Source organism: Dyadobacter koreensis (genome assembly GCF_900108855.1).
Lineage (GTDB): Bacteria > Bacteroidota > Bacteroidia > Cytophagales > Spirosomataceae > Dyadobacter > Dyadobacter koreensis.
Genome location: NZ_FNXY01000004.1, coordinates 729,168 through 755,305, shown reverse-complemented (window position 1 = coordinate 755,305; position 26,138 = coordinate 729,168). Strand labels below are relative to the sequence as shown.

General features: G+C 44.1%; 13 protein-coding genes. 11 read left to right on the top strand and 2 right to left on the bottom strand.

Translation table 11 applies throughout. From position 1 onward, the window contains the following. Positions 1–47: 47 nt before the first annotated feature. The 11 genes from BMY70_RS15435 to BMY70_RS15385 all read left to right on the top strand — a co-directional run bounded on the left by BMY70_RS15435 (position 48) and on the right by BMY70_RS15385 (position 21,800). Complete coding sequence (locus BMY70_RS15435) at positions 48–3,599, top strand: SusC/RagA family TonB-linked outer membrane protein (RefSeq protein ID WP_090336392.1); 3,552 nt, start codon at positions 48–50, stop codon at positions 3,597–3,599. Between the two features lie 26 nt (positions 3,600–3,625). Then, positions 3,626–5,320 carry a RagB/SusD family nutrient uptake outer membrane protein gene (locus tag BMY70_RS15430; RefSeq protein ID WP_090336390.1) on the top strand — a complete coding sequence of 565 codons (1,695 nt, stop codon included), beginning with the start codon at positions 3,626–3,628 and terminating at the stop codon, positions 5,318–5,320. A 21-nt stretch (positions 5,321–5,341) separates the two neighbouring features. After that, the gene (locus BMY70_RS15425; RefSeq protein ID WP_090336388.1) at positions 5,342–5,716 is read left to right on the top strand and encodes a DUF5018 domain-containing protein; all 375 of its coding nucleotides are present in this window, start codon (positions 5,342–5,344) and stop codon (positions 5,714–5,716) included. 110 nt (positions 5,717–5,826) lie between these two features. Beyond that, positions 5,827–6,906, top strand: coding sequence for a metallophosphoesterase (locus BMY70_RS15420; protein ID WP_090336386.1), 1,080 nt, complete (start codon positions 5,827–5,829; stop codon positions 6,904–6,906). Between the two features lie 76 nt (positions 6,907–6,982). Beyond that, entirely contained in the window at positions 6,983–8,560 is a 1,578-nt protein-coding gene (locus tag BMY70_RS15415; protein ID WP_090336384.1) for an ADP-ribosylglycohydrolase family protein, read from the top strand. Between the two features lie 144 nt (positions 8,561–8,704). After that, the gene (locus BMY70_RS15410) at positions 8,705–11,461 is read left to right on the top strand and encodes a PQQ-dependent sugar dehydrogenase (RefSeq protein WP_229209625.1); all 2,757 of its coding nucleotides are present in this window, start codon (positions 8,705–8,707) and stop codon (positions 11,459–11,461) included. A gap of 106 nt (positions 11,462–11,567) precedes the next feature. Then, on the top strand, positions 11,568–12,557 hold the full coding sequence (locus BMY70_RS15405) for a Gfo/Idh/MocA family protein (protein ID WP_090336382.1): 990 nt from the start codon (positions 11,568–11,570) through the stop codon (positions 12,555–12,557). 14 nt (positions 12,558–12,571) lie between these two features. Continuing rightward, positions 12,572–13,348 carry a glycerophosphodiester phosphodiesterase gene (locus BMY70_RS15400; protein ID WP_090336380.1) on the top strand — a complete coding sequence of 259 codons (777 nt, stop codon included), beginning with the start codon at positions 12,572–12,574 and terminating at the stop codon, positions 13,346–13,348. Between the two features lie 682 nt (positions 13,349–14,030). Then, positions 14,031–17,141 (top strand): SusC/RagA family TonB-linked outer membrane protein, encoded by a 3,111-nt coding sequence (locus BMY70_RS15395; RefSeq protein ID WP_090336378.1) that lies wholly within the window; start codon positions 14,031–14,033, stop codon positions 17,139–17,141. A 21-nt stretch (positions 17,142–17,162) separates the two neighbouring features. After that, entirely contained in the window at positions 17,163–18,674 is a 1,512-nt protein-coding gene (locus BMY70_RS15390) for a RagB/SusD family nutrient uptake outer membrane protein (protein ID WP_090336376.1), read from the top strand. A gap of 78 nt (positions 18,675–18,752) precedes the next feature. Continuing rightward, complete coding sequence (locus BMY70_RS15385; RefSeq protein WP_090336374.1) at positions 18,753–21,800, top strand: T9SS type A sorting domain-containing protein; 3,048 nt, start codon at positions 18,753–18,755, stop codon at positions 21,798–21,800. Between the two features lie 169 nt (positions 21,801–21,969). Here BMY70_RS15385 and BMY70_RS15380 read toward each other — a convergent pair whose 3' ends face one another. Together BMY70_RS15380 and BMY70_RS15375 are read right to left on the bottom strand one after the other, a co-directional pair. Next, positions 21,970–23,730: a glycoside hydrolase family 3 protein gene (locus BMY70_RS15380; protein WP_090336372.1), complete on the bottom strand. Its 1,761-nt coding sequence runs from the start codon at positions 23,728–23,730 to the stop codon at positions 21,970–21,972. 7 nt (positions 23,731–23,737) lie between these two features. Then, positions 23,738–26,005, bottom strand: a complete 2,268-nt coding sequence (locus BMY70_RS15375; RefSeq protein ID WP_090336370.1) for a right-handed parallel beta-helix repeat-containing protein — start codon at positions 26,003–26,005, stop codon at positions 23,738–23,740. Between the last annotated feature and the right edge of the window lie 133 nt (positions 26,006–26,138).

The window sequence follows — 26,138 nt, the reverse complement described above, 5'->3', positions numbered from 1 at the left end:
CCTGCGTAAGCTTTGCCCAATATTATCCTAAAACCATTCTTTACTTTATGAAACATTATATTTACCGGTTTTGTATATTACTGCTGATTGTCTGTCCGATTCTGGTGCAGGCTCAGCAATCTTCGCTGGAAGGCCTGGTGATCGACAAAAATCAGGTTACCCAGAAAGCAGCGCCTCTGCGTACGCTGCAATCGCAGATCCAGGAACTGGAAAAACAGTTTTCCGTTTCTATTCTGTATAATTCGAAAATATTGAATGGCAAGAAGATTCAGGCCAGAAAAAATTTCAGTTCACTTGAAAAAGCGCTGGAATATTTACTCATACCCAATGCACTGACTTATAAAAAACTTGATCAGAATTTTTATATAATTTCTGAACAGGAGAAATCAGGTGTGGAAATCAGGACAGTTGTGCCGGCTCAGGAGGTTTTACAAAATAATCCTGCATACAAATCTGCCAACATAGAAGGTTTGGCCTCCATCAGTTCGGCAAGAAATGGTGCACTTTACGCGGATATTACGGTAAAAGGAAAAGTAACCGATGCGTTAACAAAAACGGTACTTCCGGGAGCCAGTGTGATGGTAAAAAATACACCAAACGGAACGACCACAGATGTGGATGGAAATTTTCAGTTAAGCAATGTGAAAGAAGGTGCGGTGCTTGTTTTTTCTTTTATTGGTTACGAACCCGTTGAGATGGCAGTTAACGGCAGACAAAAAATTGAGGTAGCACTGAATCCGTCTAATGAAACGCTGGAGCAGGTGCTTGTGGTTGGGTACGCCGAGCAAAAGAAATCAACACTTACAGGTTCTGTGGCACAAATTACTTCGGATCAGATCAAACAGGCGCCTCCTCTGAATGTTTCGAACGTATTAGCAGGAAGGCTTCCGGGCGTTATCGTAACGCAATCTTACGGAAGACCCGGAGCAGATGACGCAGCCATCAATGTCAGAGGAATCAGTACGACCGGGAATAATTCACCGCTCGTCATTGTGGATGGGGTTGAAAGGTCTTTTACAACGATGGATCCTAATGAAATCGCCAGTGTCAGTGTACTGAAAGATGCGGCTTCGGCAGCGGTGTACGGAGCACGTGCTGCAAACGGGGTTATTCTGGTAACAACCAAACGCGGAAAGTCGGGCAAGCCGGTCATTACCTACGAGACAAACTTCTCGCTGAACAGCAACACCCGTTTCCCCAAATTTCTAAATGGGCCGGATTACATGTCGTGGTACAAAAAAGCGGAAGAATTAGATAACGAATATCTGGTATCACAGGGTAAAACGCCGTTTGCACTTACGTATTCTCAGGAAGAAATTGACCGCGTCAGAAGTGGCAGAGATACTTCCGGTTTTTATGGAGACACAGACTGGTATGGCTTGATGACAGATAACAGAAGTATGAGCCAGTATCACAACCTTTCGGTCTCCGGTGGTTCTGATAGAATACGTTATTTCAGTACTGTTGGGTTCTGGGATCAGGATGGTGTGATGAATAACACGAATTATAAAAGATATAATGTGCGGGCCAATGTGGATGCAAAGATCAACGAGATCGTATCAACAAAACTGGACCTTAGCGTTCGTATGGAGGACCGTTTACAGCCCTCGCTGGCGCCAACCGATCAGAATTATCAGAATCCATATGTGCTTGCTTCCAGAATGCAGCCCAATTTACCGATGTATGGTCCGGGAGGTATGGCAGTGGGAGCAAATTCTGATGCGGGCGTAGGGAATCCGCTGGTTGCTGTTAACGACATAGGTAACCGTACAGCTCAGACCTCAACCTTCAACGGCAATATTACTTTCATTGTCAAAATTCCCTGGGTAACCGGTCTTCAGGCGAAGGTGCTGGCAGGTTATGACAAAGGTTTTACGGAATCCAAAACCTGGGTCTCGCCTTATACACTGGCAATACGCAACCGTACCGCCACCGGCTGGACCTGGACGACTGCACGCATGAGCGCATACAGCGTCAACCAATTACTACAGGATTATGCAGGAAGCAACCGAATTACTTTCCAACCATCCCTTACTTATGATAACGCCTTTGACAAACATGCCATCAGCGCGTTGCTTCTTTACGAATATTCAGGTTATAAAACCAATGGCTTTGGAGTGCAGGCGCGTAATTTTGCTATTGACGATTTAAAAGAGATCAATTTTGGAAGCAAAGGAGTGGATGATCTCAGGGCTGCTTCGGGATCAAGTTCTGAGACGAAACGGGCCGGATATGTAGGACGTTTAGGATATGGGTATGATGAGAAATATCTTGTTGAACTTGCCGCACGTTATGACGGTTCGGTAAACTTCCCGACTTCGAAAAGATGGGGTTTCTTTCCGTCTGCTTCTTTAGGTTGGGTTGTGAGCAAGGAATCATTCTGGCAGGGTCTGGGTTCAGGCATCAATTTTCTGAAAATCAGAGCTTCGGCAGGAAAAATGGGTAATGACCGGATCAACGCTTTCCAATATCTGAATACTTTTCAGTTACGTCCGACCCCAATAGTAGCCATAGGGAATGCGCTTACGCCGTCTGTTTACAGCAATGCGCCGGCGAATCTAAATATTACGTGGGAAGAAGCGAATATGTATAATATCGGTTTGGAAACAAATTTATTTAACAGCAAACTGGGTATCGAAATTGATTATTTCTATAAGCTGACAAAAAACATACTTGATACGCAGAGCGGTGTTTTTGCACCATCTGTGGGCGGAAACTTTCCGGGTACGGTCAACTCGCAGAAGGTGGACAACCGTGGTATCGACCTTCAGCTGAACTTTAATAAAAAGTATGAAAAGTTCTCTTATAACATCATTGGAAACTTTACGTATGCACATAACCGTATCCTGAAAATGAACGAGTCTATAAATGCACCGGCAGACCAGAGAAGGGTCGGCCAAAGTGTAGGATCCAAATTCGGATTTATGGTTGACGGCTTGTATCAAACTCAGGAAGAAGTCAATACAGGGCCTAGTTTTCCGTACGGGCCTGGTGCGCCGGGCTATGTAAAATACCGTGATCTGAACGGAGACGGAAAGATTTCCTTTGAACAGGATGTAACCAAAATAGGAAAAAGCAATACGCCGGAAATTATGTACGGACTCAATCTTCAGGCAGCTTACGGTATTTTTGATTTCTCCGCCTTATTGCAGGGTGCGGCCAGATCCAACGTCATACTGGCAGGTTTGTACAACACAGGCGTTCAGTCGAATACGGTTTATACGCAGACTTTTTCCGGGAACGGCAACAGCCCCTATTTCTTGGTGGAAGATGCCTGGCGACCTGATAATCCAGATGCAAAGTTTCCAAGACTGACGGCTAACAAAGCAGGGCTGACCAACCAGAATGGTTATATGAACTCGTTTTTTCTGCGTGATGGCGGTTATCTGAGGCTGAAAACTTTACAGGTTGGCGTGTCGCTTGGTAAAGCATTTTTGAGCAAGATTAAGGTACAGGGATGGCGTTTCTATGTAGCAGGATCGAATTTGCTGACCTGGGATAAAATAAAATATGCCGATCCTGAGACGCCAAGTGTGGTACAGGCAGGTTTTTATCCGCAGCAGCGTGTGATGTCCGTAGGTACTAACATCACTTTTTAATATCCACGATACAAAGCATTAACAAAATGAAAAAGACAATTCTGTTTATAACGTGCCTCAGTGCCATGGTCTCGGCATTGCTTGGTTTGCAGTCCTGCAACCTGGATGTTACGCCTACGGACCGTTACACCGATATTACCGTATGGGGCGATGTGGAAAATGCGAAATTGTATTTGTATGACCAATACGCCGTGCTGAATACGTTTTCATTCGGCCGCTTTCCGATTGGTTATAGCAATTCAACCGATGCGCTTACCGATCTGATCAAATTCACTTCAACACTTAGTGGAAACGGAACGGCTAACATGATTGCATTTAACCCGTCAAGTATTACCGCAACCAGCCCTACATTTGCTTACTGGGCCGATGGCTATAAGAATATTTTTGCTATCAATAATTTTCTGGACGGCACCCAGAAATACAATACATTCGCTGATAGCACGACAAAAAATCTGTATCATGCAGAGGCGCGTTTCCTGAGAGCCTATGTGTATTTATGGCTTGTTAAGCTGCACGGAAGTGTTATTCTGCTGGATAAACCGGTTTTCGATAACAACAATGTACGATCGAGCGAGGACGACTGCTGGAATTTCATTGCGAATGACCTGGCTTTCGCAGCCAGGTATCTGCCGGAAACCCGCCCTACGGCAGAACTGGGTCGCGCTAAGGGAGCAGCTTACGGACTTCTGGCACGAACCTGGTTGTATGCAGCGTCTATTGCGGAATATGATAAAAAGCAATTTAACAGTGACCTGCTTACCGGCGTGCCTGAGGGAAAAAAATCAGCCTATTACAAAAATGCAGCCAATGCCGCAGAGGCCGTTATGGCGATGGAAGGGAAAGGAATTTTTCAGCTGCTTCCAAAGTATTCCGATGTGTTTTATACCAAAAATAATAAGGAAATTATCCTTGGTTTCAACTTTGTACGTCCTTCGCTGACTCATACCATTGACAGGGATTTTTCCCCGCCTTCTGATATTCCGACCTATGGCGCTATGGGTGTACCTACCGCTGAACTGGCCGATGCTTTTGAAATGGCCGACGGACGAAAGTTCTCGTGGAATGATCCAACGATGGCAGCCAATCCATATTCCGGCCGGGAATCCCGTTTTTATGCTACGATATTATATAACGGCGCCAGCTGGAAAGGCAGGCAGATCAATACGGCAACGGGTTTTGAAGGCTACGTTGACTACGGTACGCAAACCGAACCCAAGAAAACTGTGACAGGATATTACATTCGCAAATACCTGGATTCAACAAACACAGACGCGCTTAGAAATGCCAGCGATCAGCAATATATCGATATTCGTTATGCCGAGATCTTGTTGATCTACGCCGAAGCAGCTGCGAAAACCGGACAATTTGGAAAAGGGAAATCAGCACTTGATAAAGTCAGAAAAAGAGCCGGGTTGCCCGAATCCAAGGCTAAAAATGAAGAGGAACTGATGGCAGCCGTAGAGCATGAGCGTATTGTTGAACTGGCATTTGAAGGTCACCGGTACTGGGATTTGAGAAGATGGCGTAAAGCACATATCGTGCTGGACAACATGCGGGTACACGGACATAAACCGGTAGCAGACGGGAAAGGTGGTTTTACCTATCAGCTGGTTGACAGCGACAAGCAAAACCGCTATTTCGCTTCCAATACCTATTACATCCCGCTGCCTGTTGCAGAAATTGTAAATAATCCAAAACTGACCCAGATTCAGGGCTGGTAATCATTCAAAATTATTATTCAAATGAAAAATATATTTTCTGTATTCCTGATCGCTGTCGTTTTTGTTTCCTGTGATTCTCCTGATCAAAGACCAAGAAACGATGATAACACACTTTCCGCTATTTGGGTGAATGTGCCCGGAGCAGATGAAAACAGTGCCCGCTACAATGGTGTTTTTAATGTTAGTAAGGACTCTGTGTTTATTCAGGTTCCATTTAAAACGACAAGTGGTATAGATATTAATTTAAAGAAACTGAAATTCCGTGGTTCTATTCCCTCAGATGCCACGGCGATTCCCGCTATGGGACTTATGGATATGAGCACGCCTGTCAGAATTGATGTGATCTCAGGATTGCAGCATGTGAAGTCTTATATCATTAAAGTGACACAGAAATAATAGTAAAGCATTGGTTATTTCATGGATTACATACCCGGGGTTCGGCTCCGGGTTGTACTTAATTCTGATAATTTATCCTGCCTCAATTCATTTTCAGAATTTAACACAAAATGAAAAAAGTACTCTTCATATTTACCTTTTTAGGTTTTTTGATTTCAGAAGGTTTTGCTCAGCAAAATGACAAGTCACCTGAGCTGAACAACCCTAAATCATGGAGTTTGATCCTGATACCGGACACGCAGAATTATGTGAAGTTTGAAAGGAATCAGCCCATTCTGGATATGATGATGAATTGGATAAAAGAGAATCGAAAAATACTGAATACGGAGCTGGTTTTATGTGTGGGAGATCTGGTCGATCAGAATAACAACGCTTATCCCGACGGAATCAAAGGCGACCAGACAAGTACGCAGCAGTGGAAAGCCGTTTCACGTTCATTTGGCAAATTGGATCATCAGCTTCCTTATATTCTTTCGACCGGCAATCATGATTATGGCATGAAAAATTCTGAAAACCGGTATACGCAGTTTAATTCCTATTTTCCGGTAGAAAGAAATCCGCTTACTTCGGCTTTGCTTGTCGAAATGGCACCGAACGCTTTTGGAATTCCTACATTGGAAAATGCCTGCTACGAATTCAAGCCGCGGCACGGGCAGAAGCTACTGATATTTTCACTTGAATTTGCGCCAAGAAAAGCCATTATAGAATGGTGTAAAAAACTGAGCAGTCAACCGAAGTATTCCAATTATTTCTGTATCGTGCTGACCCATAGCTTCATCCGTTCTATGCTGAAAAACAATGTTCCAATTGACACGGAACCTTATCCGCTGCCGGATGCTACTTACGGCGAACAATTATGGAAACAGCTTCTGTATCCTTCCGATAATCTGAGGCTGGTTTTCTCGGGCCATGTTGCGGATAACGACGAACATAAAGGCCACGTTGGATTTCACAGAGAAAAAAATGCAGCCGGAAAAACGGTTACCCAAATGATGTTTAACGCCCAGCGAGAGGGAGGTGGCTGGAACGGAAACGGGGGCGACGGCTGGCTGCGGATCCTGGAATTTTTGCCAGATGGGAAGACCGTTCAGGTAAAAACCTTCTCTCCGCTGTTTGCCCTTTCGCCGGCTACACAGCATCTCGCATGGCGGACAGAATCTTATGATCAATTCAGTTTTGACCTTAGATAAGATAAAAAGACAAGTTTGACTATTTAGATTTTTAGATCCAATAATCAGGTTGTCTGTTCAATTTTACTTGTTTTCTATGGATATTTTTAAAAAATTTCAGTTTTTCGGAATACTAGCAATTCTGATTTCAGGTTTTGCAATTTCGGGTTTCTATACGTTCTCCGATGCGGAATACTCCCGATCGGAAAAAGGAAATAGCCGTCCGTTGACCATTTCCAAAGCCTTACTGAAAGATAAAATTAAAGGAGGCTGGGCCGGACAAACCATTGGCGTGACTTTTGGCTGGCCGACAGAATTTTTGTACCGCGGAACTTTCATTCAGGATTACCAGAAAATAGTATGGCACGATGACTACGTAACCGAAGCAATGCACGTCTTTCCGGGACTGTTCGATGATGTTTATATGGATCTGACCTTCGTTGATGTATATGAACGTTATGGTTTGTCGGCACCGGCAGATTCTTTTGCCTTGGCTTATGCGCGTTCAGGTTATGAGCTCTGGCATGCTAATCAGGCAGGGCGGTACAACACGCTTCATGGAATTCCCGCAGCAAAATCCGGGCACTGGCTCAACAATCCGCATGCAGACGACATTGATTTTCAGATTGAATCGGATTTTGCAGGGTTGATGAGTCCGGGCATGCCCAATTCTGCGTCGGCGATTTCGGATAAAATCGGTCACATCATGAACTATGGCGATGGCTGGTACGGAGGTGTTTTTGTGTCCAATATGTATGCTCAGGCTTTCGTGAATACCAATATAAATGAAGTCGTTGAAGAGGCATTGAAGGCTATTCCTAAACAAAGTAAATTTTATCAATGCATAGCAGATGTGATTCGCTGGCACAAAAAATATCCCCGCGACTGGAAACAAACTTGGTTTGAAATTCAGAAAAAATGGGCGGAGGAAAGAGGTTGCCCTGAAGGTGTTTTTCAGCCACTCAACATTGATGCAAAACTGAATGCCGCTTATGTGGTGCTGGGTTTGCTTTACGGTGAAGGCGATTTTACTAAAACGATGGAAATTTCAACACGGGCAGGTCAGGATTCGGACTGCAATCCGTCTACCGCAGGAGGAATTTTGGGAACGATGATCGGGTATGACAAAATTCCTGCATACTGGCTTACCGCGTTACAAAAGGCTGAAAATACTAATTTTAGTTTTACCAATCTTTCTCTGAACAAAGTATATGAGCTTAGTTTTAAGCATGCCCTGCTGAACATCGAAGCAAACCATGGCAAAGTCCATGACATGTTTGTGGAAATCCCAAAAGAACTGGTTAGAACAGTGGCCTTCGAAGAAAGTTTTGCAGGACATTATCCGAAAGAAACGGTTGCATTTAAGAAGGTAAGTTCGGAGAAATTGGAATTCACTTTTGATGGTATCGGATTTGTTTTGAAAGGTCATGCAAGAAGACAGAATAGTAGTGTTCCGGATTCATCTATTAAGGCAGAATTGATTATCGACGGACAAAAAATGGAAGAAATAGATCTTCCTACCAAACCAGCCATCCGCAGAACGGATCTTTGCTGGAGATATGGGTTATCAAAAGGGAAGCACCGGGTAAAATTGCAAATACTCGGACCTGATTCGGGATATGAACTGGTTTCAAATGATTTCCTGGTTTATGATAATATCGTTATATCTCGTTAAAAATGGCAACGAAGTACAGGATACTGCACATCTTAAGATTACTTAATAACTTAAAATTTTATTTATTATCAAGAAAATAAAATAAAATATCAAGTTTTGCCATTTTTACCATATATATTCCTAAATCCTTAATCATATTAACTATTGATCTCATTTAAGCTAATCGGCGGATTGTTTCTCACAGTTATTTTAGCATCCGCAAGTGTAATCAGTTTCTTTACAGATAAAAATTATGTAAATGTTTTTTATGAGAACAAGGGAAACATGCAGTCCCCAAGCCGGGATGCGATAATGTACAAACAGAAAACAACTGCCGATACCTCTGCGCCGGACAGTAGCCGGTTTACGCACATGATGCTCGCGCAGGGATTGGATGAACCGATGGAAATGGCCATTTTACCCAATCTGGATGTCGTCATTGTAGAGCGGAAAGGAGCCGTAAAGCTTTATAATGAGAAAGAAAAACAGATTAAAACCATTGCGCATTTCAATGTTTTCAGCGGCATTGAAGATGGTATGCTCGGTGTAGCGGTGGATCCGGATTTTGATAAGAATCACTGGATCTATTTTTACTACGGCGTAGGAGGAAATAAAAATGTGAGTAACCTTGAGCGCTATGAAATGGTAGGTGGTCAGATTAATATGGCCTCTAAAAAAGTTTTGCTCGAAATTCCTACGCAGCGTACTTATTGTTGTCATTCAGCAGGTTATCTTACTTTTGGGGCGGATGGGTTGTTATATCTTTCAACCGGAGATAATACGAATGCAGAAGAAATTGAAGGTCATAATCCAACGGACGAACGCCCCGGCAGACAGCTGTCGGATGGGCAGGGCACAACAGCAAACAGCAAAGATTATCGGGGGAAAATACTGAGAATCAAACCGGAGCCGGATGGTACATATTCTATTCCGGATGGAAATCTTTTTCCCAAAGATGGTTCCGTTGGTCATCCTGAAATATATGTGATGGGATGCCGTAACCCGTTCCGTATGTCGGTCGATCCTAAAAATAATTTTGTGTACTGGGGTGATGTAGGACCGGATACCAACGTTCCCGCAGAGGAGAATTTTTTGAGTTACGATGAAATCAATCAGGCACGTAAGCCGGGTTTTTTCGGTTATCCTTATTTTTTGGGTAATAATGAAGGGTTTCCAAAATATGATTTTGAAACAAAAAAAGAAGGGTCAAAACAGTATCCGCTTCACCCTTTCAATAATTCACCTAACAATACAGGTGTCAAAAACCTGCCTCCTGCACAGCCCGCAATGATCTGGTATGGAAAAGGGGAATCAAAACGCTGGCCCATGGTAGGTAAAGGTGGCGCAAGTGCGATGGCCGGGCCGGTTTATTACAGCGATTTGTACCCGAATGCAAAATACAAATTGCCGGCTTACTACGACGGGAAACTGTTTATCTACGAATGGATCCGGAAATGGATTATGGCCGTAACGCTGGATAAGGATGGTAATTATGTAAGCATGGAGCCTTTCCTGCCGTATTTGAAAGTCGTTGCACCCATGGATATGAAAATTGCACCGGATGGCGCGATTTACATGCTGGCCTATGGTACCAACTGGTTTGCCAAAAATACGGATGCCGGTCTGATCCGTGTGGAATACTCTGAAGGAAACCGTAATCCGATTGCTGATATTCAGATTGATAAGCAATATGGAGCCGCTCCTATGACCGTTTTGCTATCGGCAGAGAAGTCAAAAGATTATGATCCGGGAGATCAGCTAACCTTTGAGTGGAAAATTGGAACAAAAAAATTGACGGGCCAGAAAGTAAAATATGTTTTTACAAAAACCGGTATCTATGACATTTCGCTCACCGTTTCTGATTCGCAAGATGGGAAAGGTGTTGCAACAGCACAGATTAAAGTAGGGAATACACCGCCTGTTGTATCGGTAACGAGTACTGATAATAAGAGTTTTTATTGGGACAACACGGCTTTTGATTACAAAATAAATATAAAAGATGCAGAAGATAAAGTGATCGACAAGTCGCGCGTGACAGCTTCTTTCAACTATCTGGCTTTTGGGAAAGATCTGGCCTCGGCATTGTCAGGAGCAAGCCATGGCAATATCAAATATGCGGCAACCGAAAAACTATATGCGTCTCTTGACTGCAAGGCTTGCCACACGATGGACACAAAGTCTATTGGACCCGCTTTGAAGGAGATTGCCAAACGTTATACAGGAAAAGAAGGAACGGATCACAAACTTGCTGATAAAATTATCAAAGGTGGTAGCGGAAGCTGGGGAACTTATCCGATGCCGCCACATATGGATTTGCCCGAAAAAGACGCCATCGAAATTGCCAGATACATTCTTTCTCTTGGAGAACAAAAGAAACAGCTTCCGCTGAGTGGCAGTTTTAAATTGACTGAACACATAGGACAAGGCAAGGAAGGTGCATATGTACTGCAGGCGGGTTATACCGACAAAGGTGCCATTGGCATCGAGCCTTTAAAAAGCAGTAGTCACCTGGTGTTACGCAATCCGCTTGTCCAGATGGAAGATTATGAAGAGGGTAGTGCCAATGTATTTATTGCTACTTTAAACACTGGCTATGTTTCATCGATCTGGGGCAGAAACGGAAGATACGTGAGCTTCAAACAAATTGACTTTACGCATATTAAAAAAATAAAAATCCGTCTTCAGGAGCAGGGAGCGGGTGGCCTGATCAAAGTGCGGCAAGGAAGTGACAAAGGTGCTGTAATTGGTAGGTTGTCCGTAAAGGCCGGCCAGCCCAAAGATGTAAAAACCGACTGGAAGGAATATGAGATCAGCCTGAAACCAACCACTGGCATCCATGATCTTTACTTTACTTTTTCCAATCCAGATAAAAACAAAACGGGGCTTTTTTTTCTGGATTGGATCTATTTTGAAAAATTGTGAACGTGTTAAATGTAAAAAGTGAAATGGGATGCTGTGAGCGAGCAGCTCACTGTCAGAGAGGCAGTATCTAACGTTTCACTTCTAACTATCTATTCCTGAAACTGAAATGAACAACTGCAGCAGAAGAGATTTTTTAAGAATGACGGCATTAGCCGGAGTGGGTTTGAGTCTGGTTAGTATTTCCGATGCATTCGGGTTTCAATCGGTTGCTGCTGAAGGGAGGCGGATTGGCATTATCGGACTGGATACTTCCCACAGTGAAGTCTTTACCAAAATGATTAATGCCGGTGGTGCGGAAATGGGCGGTTACAAAGTTGTAGCTGCTTATCCCCACGGAAGCAAGGATATTGCTTCGGCTTTGAAAATGAAACCTGCCATTATAGAAGCCGTGAAAAAAGATGGTGTGGAAATTGTGGAATCTATTGAAGCACTGCTGAAAAAGGTAGATGTCGTTTTACTGGAAAGCAATGACGGACGACCGCATCTGGAGCAGGCGCTTCCCGTATTTAAAGCAGGTAAAAGCATATTTATTGATAAACCGATTGCTCCTTCATTAAGCGAGGCAAAGTCAATTTTTAAAGCCGCTCGGGAATACAGTACACCGGTTTTTACATCCTCAGCACTACGTTTTGATGCAAATGTACAGAAAGTGGTTTCTGGTTCCATCGGGAAAGTGACAGGTGCGGATGTTTACACACCTGCGGAAATTGATAAAAATCACATGGATCTGGCGTGGTATGCCATTCACGGTGTCGAAATGCTTTTTACCGTGATGGGACCCGGATGCAGGAAAGTTTCCAGAGTACACGAGGAGGGAACGGATCTGGTAACCGGAGTTTGGGAAGACGGGCGTATCGGAACTGTCAGGGCAATCCGGAAGGGTGCATCCGGCATTGCCGGTACTGCATTTGGCGAAAAGGGAATTGCTCAACTGGGGCCTTTCAGCAGCTATCAGCCACTGGTTTCAGAAATGATAACATTTTTTCAAACCGGGAAACCACCGGTAACTGCCGAGCAAACCTTGGAAATATTCGCTTTTATGGACGCGGCAGACAAAAGCAAACGTAAAAACGGAGCAGCCATTTCAATATCCTAAATTCCTTTAACCTTATGAAAAAATGTATTTTATTTTTACTGACAGGATTTTTGTTCTTGTCTGCGGAAGGCTATGCCCAAAAGGAAAAAAGCAGAACGAAGGTAATCGCTCACCGGGGGGCCTGGAAAAATACGGCTGCGACAGAAAATTCGATAGCTGCTTTGAAGGCAGCTATTAAAATGGAATGTTACGGCACTGAGTTCGACGTACACATGTCATCCGATTCTGTTCTGTTCGTACATCATGATCATATTATTCAAGGTAGAAATATTGAAAAAGCCAGTTCAGCCGAACTTTCCACTCTAAAATTATCTAACGGAGAAAATCTGCCAACACTGGTAGCTTACCTGAAAGCGGGTAAAACGCAAAACAAAACAAGACTTATTCTGGAAGTAAAGCCTTCTTTGGTAAGCAAAGAACGATCACTGATTTTAGCAGAAAAGTGTGTTGATTTGGTCAAATCAATGGGTCTGGGGAAAATGACAGATTATATCAGTTTTGATTTTGACGTTTGTAAAAAAGTGAAAGCGCTGGCTCCCAAAGCGGAAGTAACTTACTTAAACGGAGAAAAATCACCGGAAGAAATTTCCTTAGCGGGCTTATCTGGCATTGATTATCCTTATCCGTCATTTCAAAAAAATCCTCAATGGATTAAACAAAGTCATGATCTGAAGCTGACCACAAACGTCTGGACAGTAAATGATAAGTCGATGATGGATTGGTTTATTGAGAAAAAAATCAATTATATAACCACAAACGAACCTGAGTTGCTCATGCAATTACTCCGTTAAGGCCAGTGCTGCTTAACTGAATTTTATGTAATTACCCACCATGTTTTTCCTTTACTCAATAAGTGGGAATATCAAATTACGTCTAATTAGCGCCTTTTCTTTTCCTAATTGAATGCTGATGGCCATAAAAGTCATTTTTGTTTCCAATTCTCAAAAGGCAATTTACTGCCCGATTTTATTCTTCGAATACTACGAAATTATACCAGACTATTAATGCCATTCTTAGGGCAAGAATATTATTTGCGAGCAAAAATAACGCTGTCCATACCTTGTCTCCGAGAAGCTATGTAATAATATTCATTTCCTTATATAAAGGCATATAGGCTAGCTCAGCTATCTTCAGGTACCGTCATTTCAGTACCGGTGATCGAAGATTTTCGTGGTCACCAGTTTTGGCATCATCAATTTTCTGTCTTTAAACCTAACTATTAGTAGTGCTCTGGTGGTTGGTAATCAGATATCTCGATTTTTCTTAGATAAAGCAAGGATTAAATGTGCTAAAACACCGATTTTGCAACATTTCCAGCTTCTTCTGCAACATCTCTCTCCGTTATTCTCTGTATCAGACACTTACTTTACACTCAAAAATAACTGTATTTTTTGCGGATAAAATTTAATCTAATTAAGTCTGATAAGGCTAGCTCGATTAGTATTTCAGACTCACTCTCTAAATCTTTTTTATATGCGTTTACTATTATTCTCAATCTTGTTTTTAAGTGCTTCTACTTGGCTGCGGGCGCAGCAGCTTTCCATTTCAGGACGCGTAACCGATGGCGGGCAGGATCTGCCGGGAGTAAATATTTTGTTAAAGGGAACTTCAACCGGGACTTCCACGGACATTGAAGGAAAGTATACAATACAGGTTCCGTCAGGGGAGCAGATTCTTGTTTTCAGTTACATCGGCTACTTAAATAAAGAGGTTCCGGTTAACAACCAGACCGTAATTAATGTTGAGATGATCACCGACTCCAAAGCACTGAACGAAGTGGTTGTCGTAGGTTATGGTGAGCAGAACAGGAAGTCGCTTTCCACCGCAGTCAGCTCGGTTTCCTCAAAACAATTAAGCAACATTTCGGTAGCCAACCCTGCACAGGCACTCGCCGCGCAGGTATCCGGCGTGAACATCAGCCAGGCCGGTGGACAACCTGGTGCAGCCCCGATAATACGGATTCGTGGTGTAGGTTCGCTGGGTGCCGGAAATTCTCCCTTGTACGTGGTGGATGGTTATCCGCTGGCAAGTGCTGATAATTTTAATCAGATCAATCTGGGTGATATTCAATCCATTGAAGTTTTGAAAGATGCCGCTGCCGCTGCTATTTATGGTTCAAGGGGTGGTAATGGCGTCATTCTGGTCACAACCAAACGGGGCACACCCGGTAAAACCCGGATCAGTTTTAACACGTATGCCGGTTTTCAGGATATATCCCGAAAAATTTCGGTGATGAACAACGAGCAGTTTATCGATTATTCCAAAGAGTCGGCTGTGAATGCAGGTTTGAAGTATTATGCTTTTTATGATGCGCCGCCTTCTGATCTTCCCCAAACTGATTGGCAGCATGAGATTTACCGCAAAGCTTTTATAAACCAGCAGGAACTTTCGGCTTCGGGGAGCAGTGAAAAAATACGCTATCATATATCTGCTTCTTATTTAAAGCAGGATGGAATATTGAAATCCACCAGTTTTGAACGATATACCCTGCGGGCCAATCTCGAAGCTCAGGTTTCCAAACGTGTGAAAGCCGGGCTGGTACTCGCTCCTTCACTTACCAATACGCGCTATCAGAATATTGCAGGAACCAATGATGCAGGTATTATTGCCGTAGGTACTGATCCGGTGGCAGCTGCTTTGGTTATGCCCTCACTTTTCCCTGAGAGGCTGCCGAATGGCGATTTTGCCAATACCAATAATTATCCACTTACACAGGGTGCCAATTCTATTTCCCCTAACTTTCGTGGACCGACCGTACAGCTGGACCAGTATCAGGATCGCGGCAACAGTCCCCGGTTTTTAGGTAATACTTATCTAGAATGGGAAATTATCGAAGGGCTTAAAGCCAGAACAAGTTTTGGAACCGAATACAACACAGAAACCCGTAACCAATTTGTGCCGGCAACCATGCCATCCAACACGGCACCAACAGCCAATCTGAGTAATCCGCTTGCCAGTAATATTGCGGCGGCCAAGCGGATGAATACCGGTTCAAACTGGCTTTGGGAAAATACGTTGAACTATAACAAAGTGTTTGCCCAAGATCATTCATTTAATTTCCTGGCAGGATATACAGCCCAGTCGGCGGAGAGCTCCGGGAATGTCATCACCGGTGTAAATGGCAGTTTTGTGAATGATCTGATCACCAACATCAGTGGCGCGGGAAATACGGTAAGTACCAATGTGTATTCCAAAAACAACCTGGTATCGCTGCTCGGGCGTGTCAATTATAGCTACAAAGACAAATATATGTTTTCAGCAGCTATTCGTAGAGACGGATCGTCGCGTTTTGGATCCCGTAACCGGTATGCAACCTTCCCTTCCGTTTCGGCTGCCTGGCGTTTGTCAGAGGAAAATTTTATGAAAAACATCGTATGGATCAGCGATCTGAAAATCAGGGGCAGCTATGGTTTAACGGGTAATAACAACATCGGAAATTATTCTTCACAAAGTTATGCGACCCAGGCTAATTATGTTTTTGGTGCCGGATCGGGCGGTAGGGTTTATGGTTATGCGGCAACCAACATCGGCAATCAGTCGCTGACCTGGGAGACCAACCAACAATTTGATGCAGGTTTGGAGCTGGGTGTATGGAAAGACCGTCTGTATTTGTCGGCAGACATTTATAAAAGGTTGACGACAGGACTTCTGAACAATCGCAACGTGCCCGCCCTGGTAGGAACTGCTGGCAGTGTGCTTGAAAATATCGGAAAGATTGAAAACAAAGGTTTTGAATTATCGATTACCTCCAGAAACGTCAGAGGAGAAAATCTGAGCTGGACAACAAATGGTAACATCTCTTTTAATGCCAATAAAGTTGTTTCTTTGGTCAATGAAAAGCCTGTTTATTACAGCGCGGGTGGTTTTACAAACTATGTGATCATTCAGCCCGGACAGGCTTTGGGTGAATTTTACGGATACCGCCAGACTGGTGTTTTTAAAGATCAGGCAGACGTGGACGCAGGTGCAGTCTGGGCCAGTGGTGGTTCAAAGCCGGGTGATATCAAGTATAAGGATATGAATCAGGATGGTAAAATTGATGCATCCGATCTTACTTACCTGGGAAATCCGCTGCCAAAATTTACTTACGGACTAACCAACACATTATCCTACAAAGGTTTTGACCTGAACATGATCCTGCAGGGTTCTCAGGGAAATAAGGTATGGGCACAGTGGCTTCGGACCGGCTATTTCTTTAACGGGAATGCCAACACGATCACCGATGTAGATAACCGCTGGAGATCGGCAACAGATACCGGCAATGGCTGGCAGCCGCGGGTGACTACTACACCTTCGGGAGGAGCAAACAACCCTTCAAGCCGTTACGTATATGATGCTTCGTTTTTACGTATTCGTACGCTCTCTGTTGGTTATACCCTTTCTTCTTCTCTTACCAAACGCTGGAATATTGAGCAGGCGAGAGTTTATGTGAGTGGGCAAAACCTTTGCACCTTTACCAAATACATCGGTTATAACCCGGAAGCAAACGACAACGGGAATACGACAAGTCCGACCTATGGTTATGACTCGGCTTCTTACCCATTGGCACGTACCATTACCGTAGGCATCAATTTGGGTTTTTAAATATAATTTTGACAGCTATTTATGAAAAATATCGTTCTCTTTCTTATCATTTTAACAAGTGCCCTGTCTGCTTGTCAGGACAGTTTCCTTGAACTGACTGATCCTACTAAAATTCCAACAGACAAATTGTTCACTTCCGCATCGAATGTAACGGCCGCAGTGAACGGAGTTTACAGCCAGCTTGCACCGGTTTATAACAACAGCTATTTTGTGTTTGGTGAAATGGCATCCGACAATGCTTATGAACCGGTATCTGCCAATGCACGCTATTTCTTTACCATTTTTGGTGTTGAAGAAAACAATCCCAATTTACAAACGATGTGGACGGATTCGTACCGGTGTATCAGCCGCGCCAATACCGTACTGGAAAAGGCTGGTCAGGTAGCGATGGACACAACGCTGAAAAACCGTTATCTGGGTGAAATGAAATTTATCCGTGCACTGAATTATTTTAATCTGGTACGTATCTGGGGAGCAGTGCCCCTGGTAACGCAAAATTTAAGTGACGACTACCAGCAGGCTTATGAATTTGGACGCACTCCGGTTGTTGAGGTATATGCACAGATTGAAAAAGATCTGACTGAAGCAGCGCAGGTGCTTCCAATAAGCTATCCGGCGGCTGATCTCGGACGTGCTACCCGAACTGCTGCAAAAGGGTTGCTGGGCAAGGTCTATATCACCCAGCAAAAATACCAGTTGGCTGCTGAGACATTCGGTGAGCTGATTGAGGGAGCACCAACCGCCGGCAATCTGGCAAAAGTACACGGGTTGGTAAGCACTTCTTTTGAAGATGTTTTTTCCACCAGTAATGAAATGAACAAGGAAATTCTTTTCGCTGTCCGGTATATTTCGGGCGGTTTGAGTCTTGGGAGCGGTTTTGCCAGCAACTTTCTTCCAACCTATTCCGGTACTGACATTATCAAGGCAGGGCTTTCGGGCGGTCCGGTGGTTCGTCAGGATCTGGTCAATGCGTTCCCGGAGGGCGATCGCCGCAAAGCCGTTTCTGTCGGATATTATACAAAAGGAAACAGCGCGTCAACCTCGGATTACTACACCCGCAAATACATTGTGAACGGCGCCCCTTTTGCCCGAAATGATGGTGATAATGACTGGATCCTGCTACGCTACGCAGATGTGTTACTACTTTATGCAGAAGCACTGAACGAAACGGGTAAAAGTACGGAGGCGTTGCGGTACGTCAACATGGTCAGAGCACGTGCTGGGCTGACTGCCTTAACTGGTCAGAATCAGTCAATATTGCGTTTGACCATTGAAAACGAAAGACGGCTTGAACTTAGCTATGAAGGCCACCGCTGGTTTGATCTGGTACGTACCGGCCGATTACTGACGGTGATGAATGCATTTTATCAAAAATACAAAGCCATTCCAAGTACCGCGCAAAACCCTAATAATGGACTTTTTGTAAACAGTGGAGGAAGCCAGGTTCAGGTACAGCCATTTCAGGTTTTGTTTCCGTTACCATTGGCAGAGCGGCAGTACAATCCTAAGCTAACACAGAACGAAGGATATTAAAAAGTAATACAGGAAGGGCGGTTATCAGTCCGCCCTTCTTTTTTCTCTCAATAACCAGTATTCCTAAATTTCGGGCAAATGAAAATACGTTATATCATCCTGATGACCCAGCTGCTATTTAGTACCGTGGTTTATTCACAGGTCAATTATTATGTTTCTGAATCGGGTTCGGATCAAAATGACGGACTAACCACCAATACACCCTGGAAAACGATAGATAAAGTCAATGCGATGGCTGCTACTTTTCAGGCAGGGGACAGCATTTTATTCAGTAGGGGAGATGTTTTCCGAGGTGAAATCCTGCCGCAGCAATCGGGGACTTCTGCTGCCATGATCTCATATAGTGCATACGGAACCGGTGCAACGCCGGTGATCAATGGTGCCAGCGTAATAACCAACTGGACAGTCCACAATGGAAACGTATGGGTGGCAGATTACCAGGGTTCACTCAGCAGCATGAACAACTTTTTTATTAATAATAAATCCAGCCAGATCGGACGTTATCCCAATGCTGATGCAGTCAACCAGGGTTATCTGCGCATACAAGGCGGCAGCGGCAGTACGGTTTTGACAGATAATTCGCAGGTTGGTAAAGACTGGACCGGCGCTACGGCCGTCGTTAGGGTTAATCTATTTTTGCTGAATAAACCCGTTGTTCAGTCTCATGTAGGCAGTACACTCACCTTTGCTGCGCCAGGAATAGGGAATTACACGGTCAATGCCGGATACGGCTATTTTCTGCAAAATCATATCGCAACGCTTGATCAGCAGGGCGAATGGTATTTTGACAAAACAGCCAGAAAGCTTTTTCTGTACTCAGAAACAGATCCAAACAATCTCATCACCGAAGCGCCGGCAAGCAATAACTGTTTTTCAGCAAGCGGCAAAAGTTATCTGAATATTGAAAACCTGGCCTTTAAAAATGCAAACGAGTATGGTGTAAAAATAGACAGCACCGCAGGTTTTCTAACCCGGAATATCACAATCCGGAAATGTATCTTTACCAACAGCCATAATGCTTTGCTGGTAAACCGGGGTTTGCAGATAGCGGTTCTGGACAACGAGTTCAGAAGCACCAACAATAATGCCATCTTTCTTACGGCCAGGGAATCGGTATGCAGCCGAAACAAAATCATAAATACGGCTTTACGTGCAGGCATGGGCGAACCGGCCAATAATCAGTACAACGCCATTAACCTCGTCGGACGTGATGCGATTGCTTCTGACAATTACATCGACAGTGTGGGATATTGCGGTATCCGGTTTGAAGGAACCAGACTCCTGATAAAACATAATCAGGTTTCTAATTTTGCGATGGTAAAATGTGATATTGGAGGGATTTATACCTTTAAAGGATTCGCTCCCGCAACTTATGGATATGGCAATAACCGGGTGACAGGCAATATCGTCAGCAAGGCACAGCCCAATTTGTTTGGTACCACATCGCAGGTAGTCAATCCTAATTATGCAGTGGGTATTTATATGGATGGCAATAGTGCCGGTAATCTGGTAGATAGTAATACAGTTTACAAACTGGCAGGAGCAGGGCTGCTGCTGAATGTTACAACATCCGGCCATACCGTTCGCAGTAATACCTTTTTCGACAATATGGTTGGGTTTGGGTATTTTCCGGATGCTAAATCAGGTTCAAGAAATCACCGCGTTACCAGAAATATCTTTTATTCCAAATCATTGAACCAGCAGGGCGGAGTCGTACAAACGGCCAATCAACATAACCTACCGTCTATTGGAACGATTGACAGTAATTATTACAGTAATCCATTTGAAAAAGACGCTGACTTTGTACAAACGATCACGACGGTACCAAGTCCAAGGGTTATCCGGTCACTAAATCTTAGCCGGTGGAGGGCATTGTCGTACGATCTGCATGGTGTGGTAAGTAATATTTATCAGCCTCCTTTTACAATCCAGCAAACAGGCAGCAACCGGATCACGGTAAGCAACAATAGTCAGTTTGGCACAGGCCTCACAACGGGAAGTACGGCATACACGATTTCGCCGGCATCAGGAACCAATGCACCTGCCTGGGACAACACTGGTCAATTGGATGGTGGATCACTTCGCCTGGCTATGGATGATACGACCATCACCAAATCGTCGCGAGCACTTATTAATATCGGTACGCTTACACAAGGAAAGTATTACAAACTTAGCTTTTCGGCCAAAGGCAGCGTGGACAGTGTACAGCTTCAAATAGCGCTTCTGGCAGCAGCTACTTCCAATTTCGGGGTTACTAAATTCAAAAGCGTAACACTTGGCAATTCCCGTAAGGAGGTTGAAATGCTGCTGAGCCCCAATTTTACCAATAACAATACGGTCCTTAGCTTCGCGCTTTATGATCACCAAACCCGAGCCTGGGTAGATAATATTGTTTTTAGTGAGCTGGAAGTCGACGAAAATAACCCGGAAAACTATCTTCGCTTTGAAGTGAATACCGACAGTGTGAGCAGATCCGTGAGCCTGAATGGTCAGCAGTATACGGATGTACAAGGCACTGAATATTCCGGTACATTTCTATTGCCTGCTTTCAGTTCCGTAATCCTGCAAAAACAGCCTGATTCCCCTTTGCCTGTTGAACTCACTTACTTTTCGGCAAAAATGCAGTACTGTTACGCACTACTTGAATGGCGTACTGCTGCTGAAAAAGATGTAGATCATTTTTTGGTTGAGCAGAGTGTCGACGGGCGTAAGTACTTTACTGCGGGTAAATTGTTGCCGGAGGCCAAAACATCAAATACCTATAAAACGGAGATTTCGCTGCTGGATGGAAACAATTACTTTAAGCTAAAAATAGTTGATACGGATGGCAGTTTCGCTTACAGTCACATTGTTTCGGTTCGGAACAATTGTGCAGGTTCTGCAACAGTAACTTTATATCCTAATCCTGTGGGAGATTTTGTCAATCTGAAATTTCCTGCTGCTATGCCATCTCATTTACCCATTAGTATATATGATTTAAACGGAAAAGTTGTTTTGCAAAATCCTGCACGATCACAAACGGGCGAAAATACCATGCGTCTGCAGGTTGATTCCTTGATTCCGGGTAAGTATTTTATCAGGTCGCAAACAGAAAAAGGGACGTTAATTAAAGCTTTTGTAAAATAGAGAAAGAAAATTTTATCCCTATTTGCTTGTTTGTGATGCGGAAATATAATTTACAAAGCAAAGGCTACGAACTTTTAATGTTTGTAGCCTTTGCTTTGTGTTTTGAAACTAAAATCAGCTTTAAGTAAGCATACAGAAACGGGTTAATTGTTCAGCTCAAAAACCTGAATTAATGCATGGGCAAGCGGTCCGGCAGATGAAATTTTTGCATGGCATCAGGATTTAAATCAACCGGAGAAACGCCTTTTGCTGGCAATTCACCCAATAATACTTTTGCAACAGCAAGATGCATTTCCGGATTATTGGAGTATGCATTGATGCAGGTATTGACCCTTTCAAAATATTCGTTAGCAATGTAGGGGCTCCCGAAGGAAACTACAATCACTTTATTTTTAGGCATTGAATTGATGGCCCAGGCGGTCTGAGCATGATCATCCCAGAACTGCAAAGGCCCGAACGGTGCATGCGGCGTGCGTACGGCGGCAAAAATGATCTTATCATATTGACTAGAGACGGTTTCCTGCCAGCCCTGAGTTTCATATAATAATTCATGCTGAAAATCAGTGTCGAATCCTTTCTGTTTAAGTATTTTCTGAAAGTTTTTTAATAACTCTAATCCACCGTCACCACCTTTCCGGCTTTTGGGAGCCATGGCAACGATCAGAATTTTCTTACTGGTGACCGGGCTGATCGGCAGTGCTTTTTCACGATCCCTTACGATCGTCACGGCCTGTTCACAAATGGCCGTGGCCGTGTTTACAGACAGACGTTTCTCCTCCCGCGTCATTTCCCTGATCAAAGCTGCACCCGGCTGCAGCAATCCAAAGCGCTTTTTCATCGTCCAGATCCTTTTTACGGCATCGTCCAGCCTGATCATCGGAATTTGCCCACGGATAATCCTTGCTTCCAGTGTGTCCATAAAAGCGTAAGATGGCCAGAGCAGAACATCTACACCAGCCTCAAAACTGGCGATTTCGCCTTCCAGCTGTGTGGGGTACCAGCCTCTGAAGCCACCCATGGTCATGGCGTCGGAGACGATAACACCATTAAAATGCATTTCATTTTTTAGCAGTTGTGTTAGCAATTCCTTTGATAAAGTTGCCGGAGGATAGAATCCGCTCAGCTTTTCTTTCTGATATGCTGGTAAGGTAATGTGGCCAGGCATGATAGCTGCTGTACCGCTGTCAATCAGCGACTGGAAAACTTTACCGTGGTATTTTTTCCAGTCTTCCAAACTGAGCATATTGGTGGTGGTTGTCAGGTGCTGATCTCGGTAATCCACACCGTCACCGGGAAAATGTTTGAGTGTAGCTGCCACTCCCTGATCCTGAAGACCTCTGATTTGCTGGCTGAGTAGTCTTATGGTTTTATCCGGATCATCGGATATACCACGGACGTTGACAATCGGATTGAGTGGGTTCAGGTTCAGGTCGGCAACCGGATGAAGCACCCATTTAATGCCTAATGAAAGCGCTTCCCGCGCAAGGCTTGCGCCGTAATCATAGGTTAATGCAGGAGAGTTTGCAGCGCCTAATGCCATTTCACGGGGAAGCGAGGTCATGCCAGGCAGCGAGATTCCGTTCTCATAGTCCTGCTGGAATATCAGCGGCTGTCTGCTTGCTTTCTGATAAGCCTGTACAGACTTTTTTAAATGGCTTATCCGGTCTTTTTCATCGATTCCTACAAATAATTTCCAACCCATAAAAAAACCGGTTACCGGGTAACGTTTGAAAAATCCGCTGAGGCTTCCGCCTCCCAGCTCCAATTCCATTTTTTTATCGGGCAGCATCAACATCGTTTGCCCAATCTTTTCGCGGAGGCTCATGCTTTTCCATGCGTCTGAACGGTCGGCAACCTGGCAATTCCCTTGCAGGATGGGCAACAGTAGTCCAATCTGTATACATAATACAGTTCTGTAATTTTTTAACATAAAAAGATTAATTGGTGATAGGTGCTGTTTTTTTGTCAACAAACTGGTCCTCATTGGCTAAATCTCCGCCTTGGCTGCGGTTTGCCAGTCCACCCGTCGCTTTCCTGTCTGGCAAACTCCTGCGGTAAACATCCTTATACAAGCCGATTTTAGGGAAAAACTGATTCAGGTTTTGAATTTTGGTCAATATCAACGGGTTCTTCGTGCGCAAATCCAATTCCTGATAATTGTAAAAACCTGCACGGTTAACAGAATCTATAGGTACATTTCCCATAATCAACACATCGCCTCTTTGCGGGCTTACGAACGGGCCGCTATTGACGGTCACGTTTTTCTGCATACGGCAGCCGTTAGGATATTCGGGATGCCATTCAGGTTGCAGGATATCGGCCCATAAGTTATGCTTTAAGCCAAATTGTGCGACTAATTTTTTGCCATAAGACTTCCATGGTTCCTGCATGGGATTCATTTGCAGCAGACCTTTTTCATATACCGAACCTACGGAATAACCCCTGTTAATGCCACGGTCATCAATATTCTGACTTTTACTGTTGATAATTAAATTGTTACGGGCGATGTTGTCATGACCGCCACCAAATTTGATGGCCTCGATCGCATCGTGGATGATATTGTTGTGAAACAGATCGCCGCTGTCGCCGTCATCGCAGTACAAGCCGTTGGAGCGGTTGATGTGGTGAATGAAGTTATACCGGAATATATTTCCATACGTAGACCATCCTCCGTAATTATAAAAAGCCCCGTTATCGCTCTCCTGTAATGCGATGTTGTGGATTTCGTTGTATTCAAAAATACAGTTGTTGATCGAATCGGCCCTTACTGCACTTTTGGGAAGATCATGAAGAAGGTTGTGGGAAACATTCACGCCCACACTGTTGCTGATCAAAATCCCTTCTGTGAAGCTCAGGTTACCGGTATGGTGAATATAATTATTGATCAGGCTGCTGGATGCCGAAGTGAGCGTTTGCCTGTTTCCCTGAAGTATCATTTCAATACCAGCGGCACCTGTCTGAAAGATGGTATTGCTCTGTAACAAGTTATGATCGCCACCAGATACTTTAATTCCACTTCTGCCTACATTGTAGACGTTACAGCCGGAAATATTTATGTACCTGCTGTTTGTAAGGCGGATTCCGCTTGACAGACTTCCATTGATCCATAAACCTTTCAGGTGCACAAACTGCGTATTTTCCAGGTGGATGACGGGCCCGGTTTGTGCGGCAATGCTTAATTCCAGTTCATCTAAAGACTTTGGCGGATAATAGTAGATTTTTTGATCACGAATGTCAAGGGCCCATTCTCCCGGCATGTCTATTTCTTCAAGCGTATTGATCAGCTTCCAGTTTTCCCTGCCGCTTCCTACACGCCATGGCGGATCCGTACCGGCCACTGCCGAATATTTGGAACCCATCCCGCCGGGAGGCTGATCATGAAGTTGGATGCTGACAGAATCCATGCTCCGCACCCGTGATGTAACCGGGCTCCAGGGCACTCTCCAAAATCCTTTCAGCCAGAGCTCATGGCCTGATTGCAAAGCACTTCTCCAGCGTAGCGAGCGGCTTGTTTCATCAAAATCCGGTTCGTTGGTGCTGTCGTGATCCTGTGGATTTCCACCACCGGCAAAATAAAAAGAGGCAGTATCTTTTGCACCATTGGCTGTGGCCCAGCCAGGGTCATTTTTTTGGTGAACGATCTGTGTTGGATTTGGCCATTGGGAGATAGGTTGGCGCTGATTGTTGGCGAAAAGATCAATGGTCGGCCAGCCTTCCATGAAAGAGTTGATAGCAGAAAATTGCCTGGCCTGAGCAAGTCTGAGCGGCGTTACATTCAGTTCATATACATCAGCCGCATTAACTTTGGGATGCAGACGTTTTCTGGCAGATGAACTTATCGGTTTCCAGTTTCCGGCATCCAGCTGCAGGGCGCTGGATAGCACAACTTTTTCGCCCTGATAAGCGGCTATGCTAAAAGGTGCATTTTTACTTCCGGAATCCTCCGGTGATAGTAAAAATGTTTTGGACAGTTTATAATTTCCTTCTCTTAAAAAAATGGTAATCGATTTCCTGAAATCCTTTGATTTGCGTAAGTCCCTGGCTGCCTGTTTGGCTTTAGTGAGCGTTGCAAATGGTTTCGCTCTGGTACCTATATTCCGATCGCTTCCTGATGGGGATACATAAAATACGTGAGCGGATTGTCCGCATGTCAGCAGCGGAGGTAGTAACAACAGAGTTAAAAACAATCGAAAATATAAGGGCATATAAAAATGAAATAGTCGATACAAATCAAAGGATTTATAACATCATCATTTAGCAGAGATGTTGCACAAGACGTCCTGTTTGTTGCAGATTGATGCTTTGCAACATGGAGCCATGTATTTGACCAATAAGGGA

Bases quoted from the DNA above. Each gene is read 5' to 3' on its own strand.
- BMY70_RS15400 (WP_090336380.1), top strand. From the start codon at position 12,572: ATGAAAAAATGTATTTTATTTTTACTGACAGGATTTTTGTTCTTGTCT.
- BMY70_RS15375 (WP_090336370.1), bottom strand. From the start codon at position 26,005: ATGCCCTTATATTTTCGATTGTTTTTAACTCTGTTGTTACTACCTCCG.
- BMY70_RS15435 (WP_090336392.1), top strand. From the start codon at position 48: ATGAAACATTATATTTACCGGTTTTGTATATTACTGCTGATTGTCTGT.
- BMY70_RS15395 (WP_090336378.1), top strand. From the start codon at position 14,031: ATGCGTTTACTATTATTCTCAATCTTGTTTTTAAGTGCTTCTACTTGG.
- BMY70_RS15385 (WP_090336374.1), top strand. From the start codon at position 18,753: ATGAAAATACGTTATATCATCCTGATGACCCAGCTGCTATTTAGTACC.
- BMY70_RS15380 (WP_090336372.1), bottom strand. From the start codon at position 23,730: ATGTTAAAAAATTACAGAACTGTATTATGTATACAGATTGGACTACTG.
- BMY70_RS15425 (WP_090336388.1), top strand. From the start codon at position 5,342: ATGAAAAATATATTTTCTGTATTCCTGATCGCTGTCGTTTTTGTTTCC.
- BMY70_RS15390 (WP_090336376.1), top strand. From the start codon at position 17,163: ATGAAAAATATCGTTCTCTTTCTTATCATTTTAACAAGTGCCCTGTCT.
- BMY70_RS15415 (WP_090336384.1), top strand. From the start codon at position 6,983: ATGGATATTTTTAAAAAATTTCAGTTTTTCGGAATACTAGCAATTCTG.
- BMY70_RS15430 (WP_090336390.1), top strand. From the start codon at position 3,626: ATGAAAAAGACAATTCTGTTTATAACGTGCCTCAGTGCCATGGTCTCG.
- BMY70_RS15405 (WP_090336382.1), top strand. From the start codon at position 11,568: ATGAACAACTGCAGCAGAAGAGATTTTTTAAGAATGACGGCATTAGCC.
- BMY70_RS15420 (WP_090336386.1), top strand. From the start codon at position 5,827: ATGAAAAAAGTACTCTTCATATTTACCTTTTTAGGTTTTTTGATTTCA.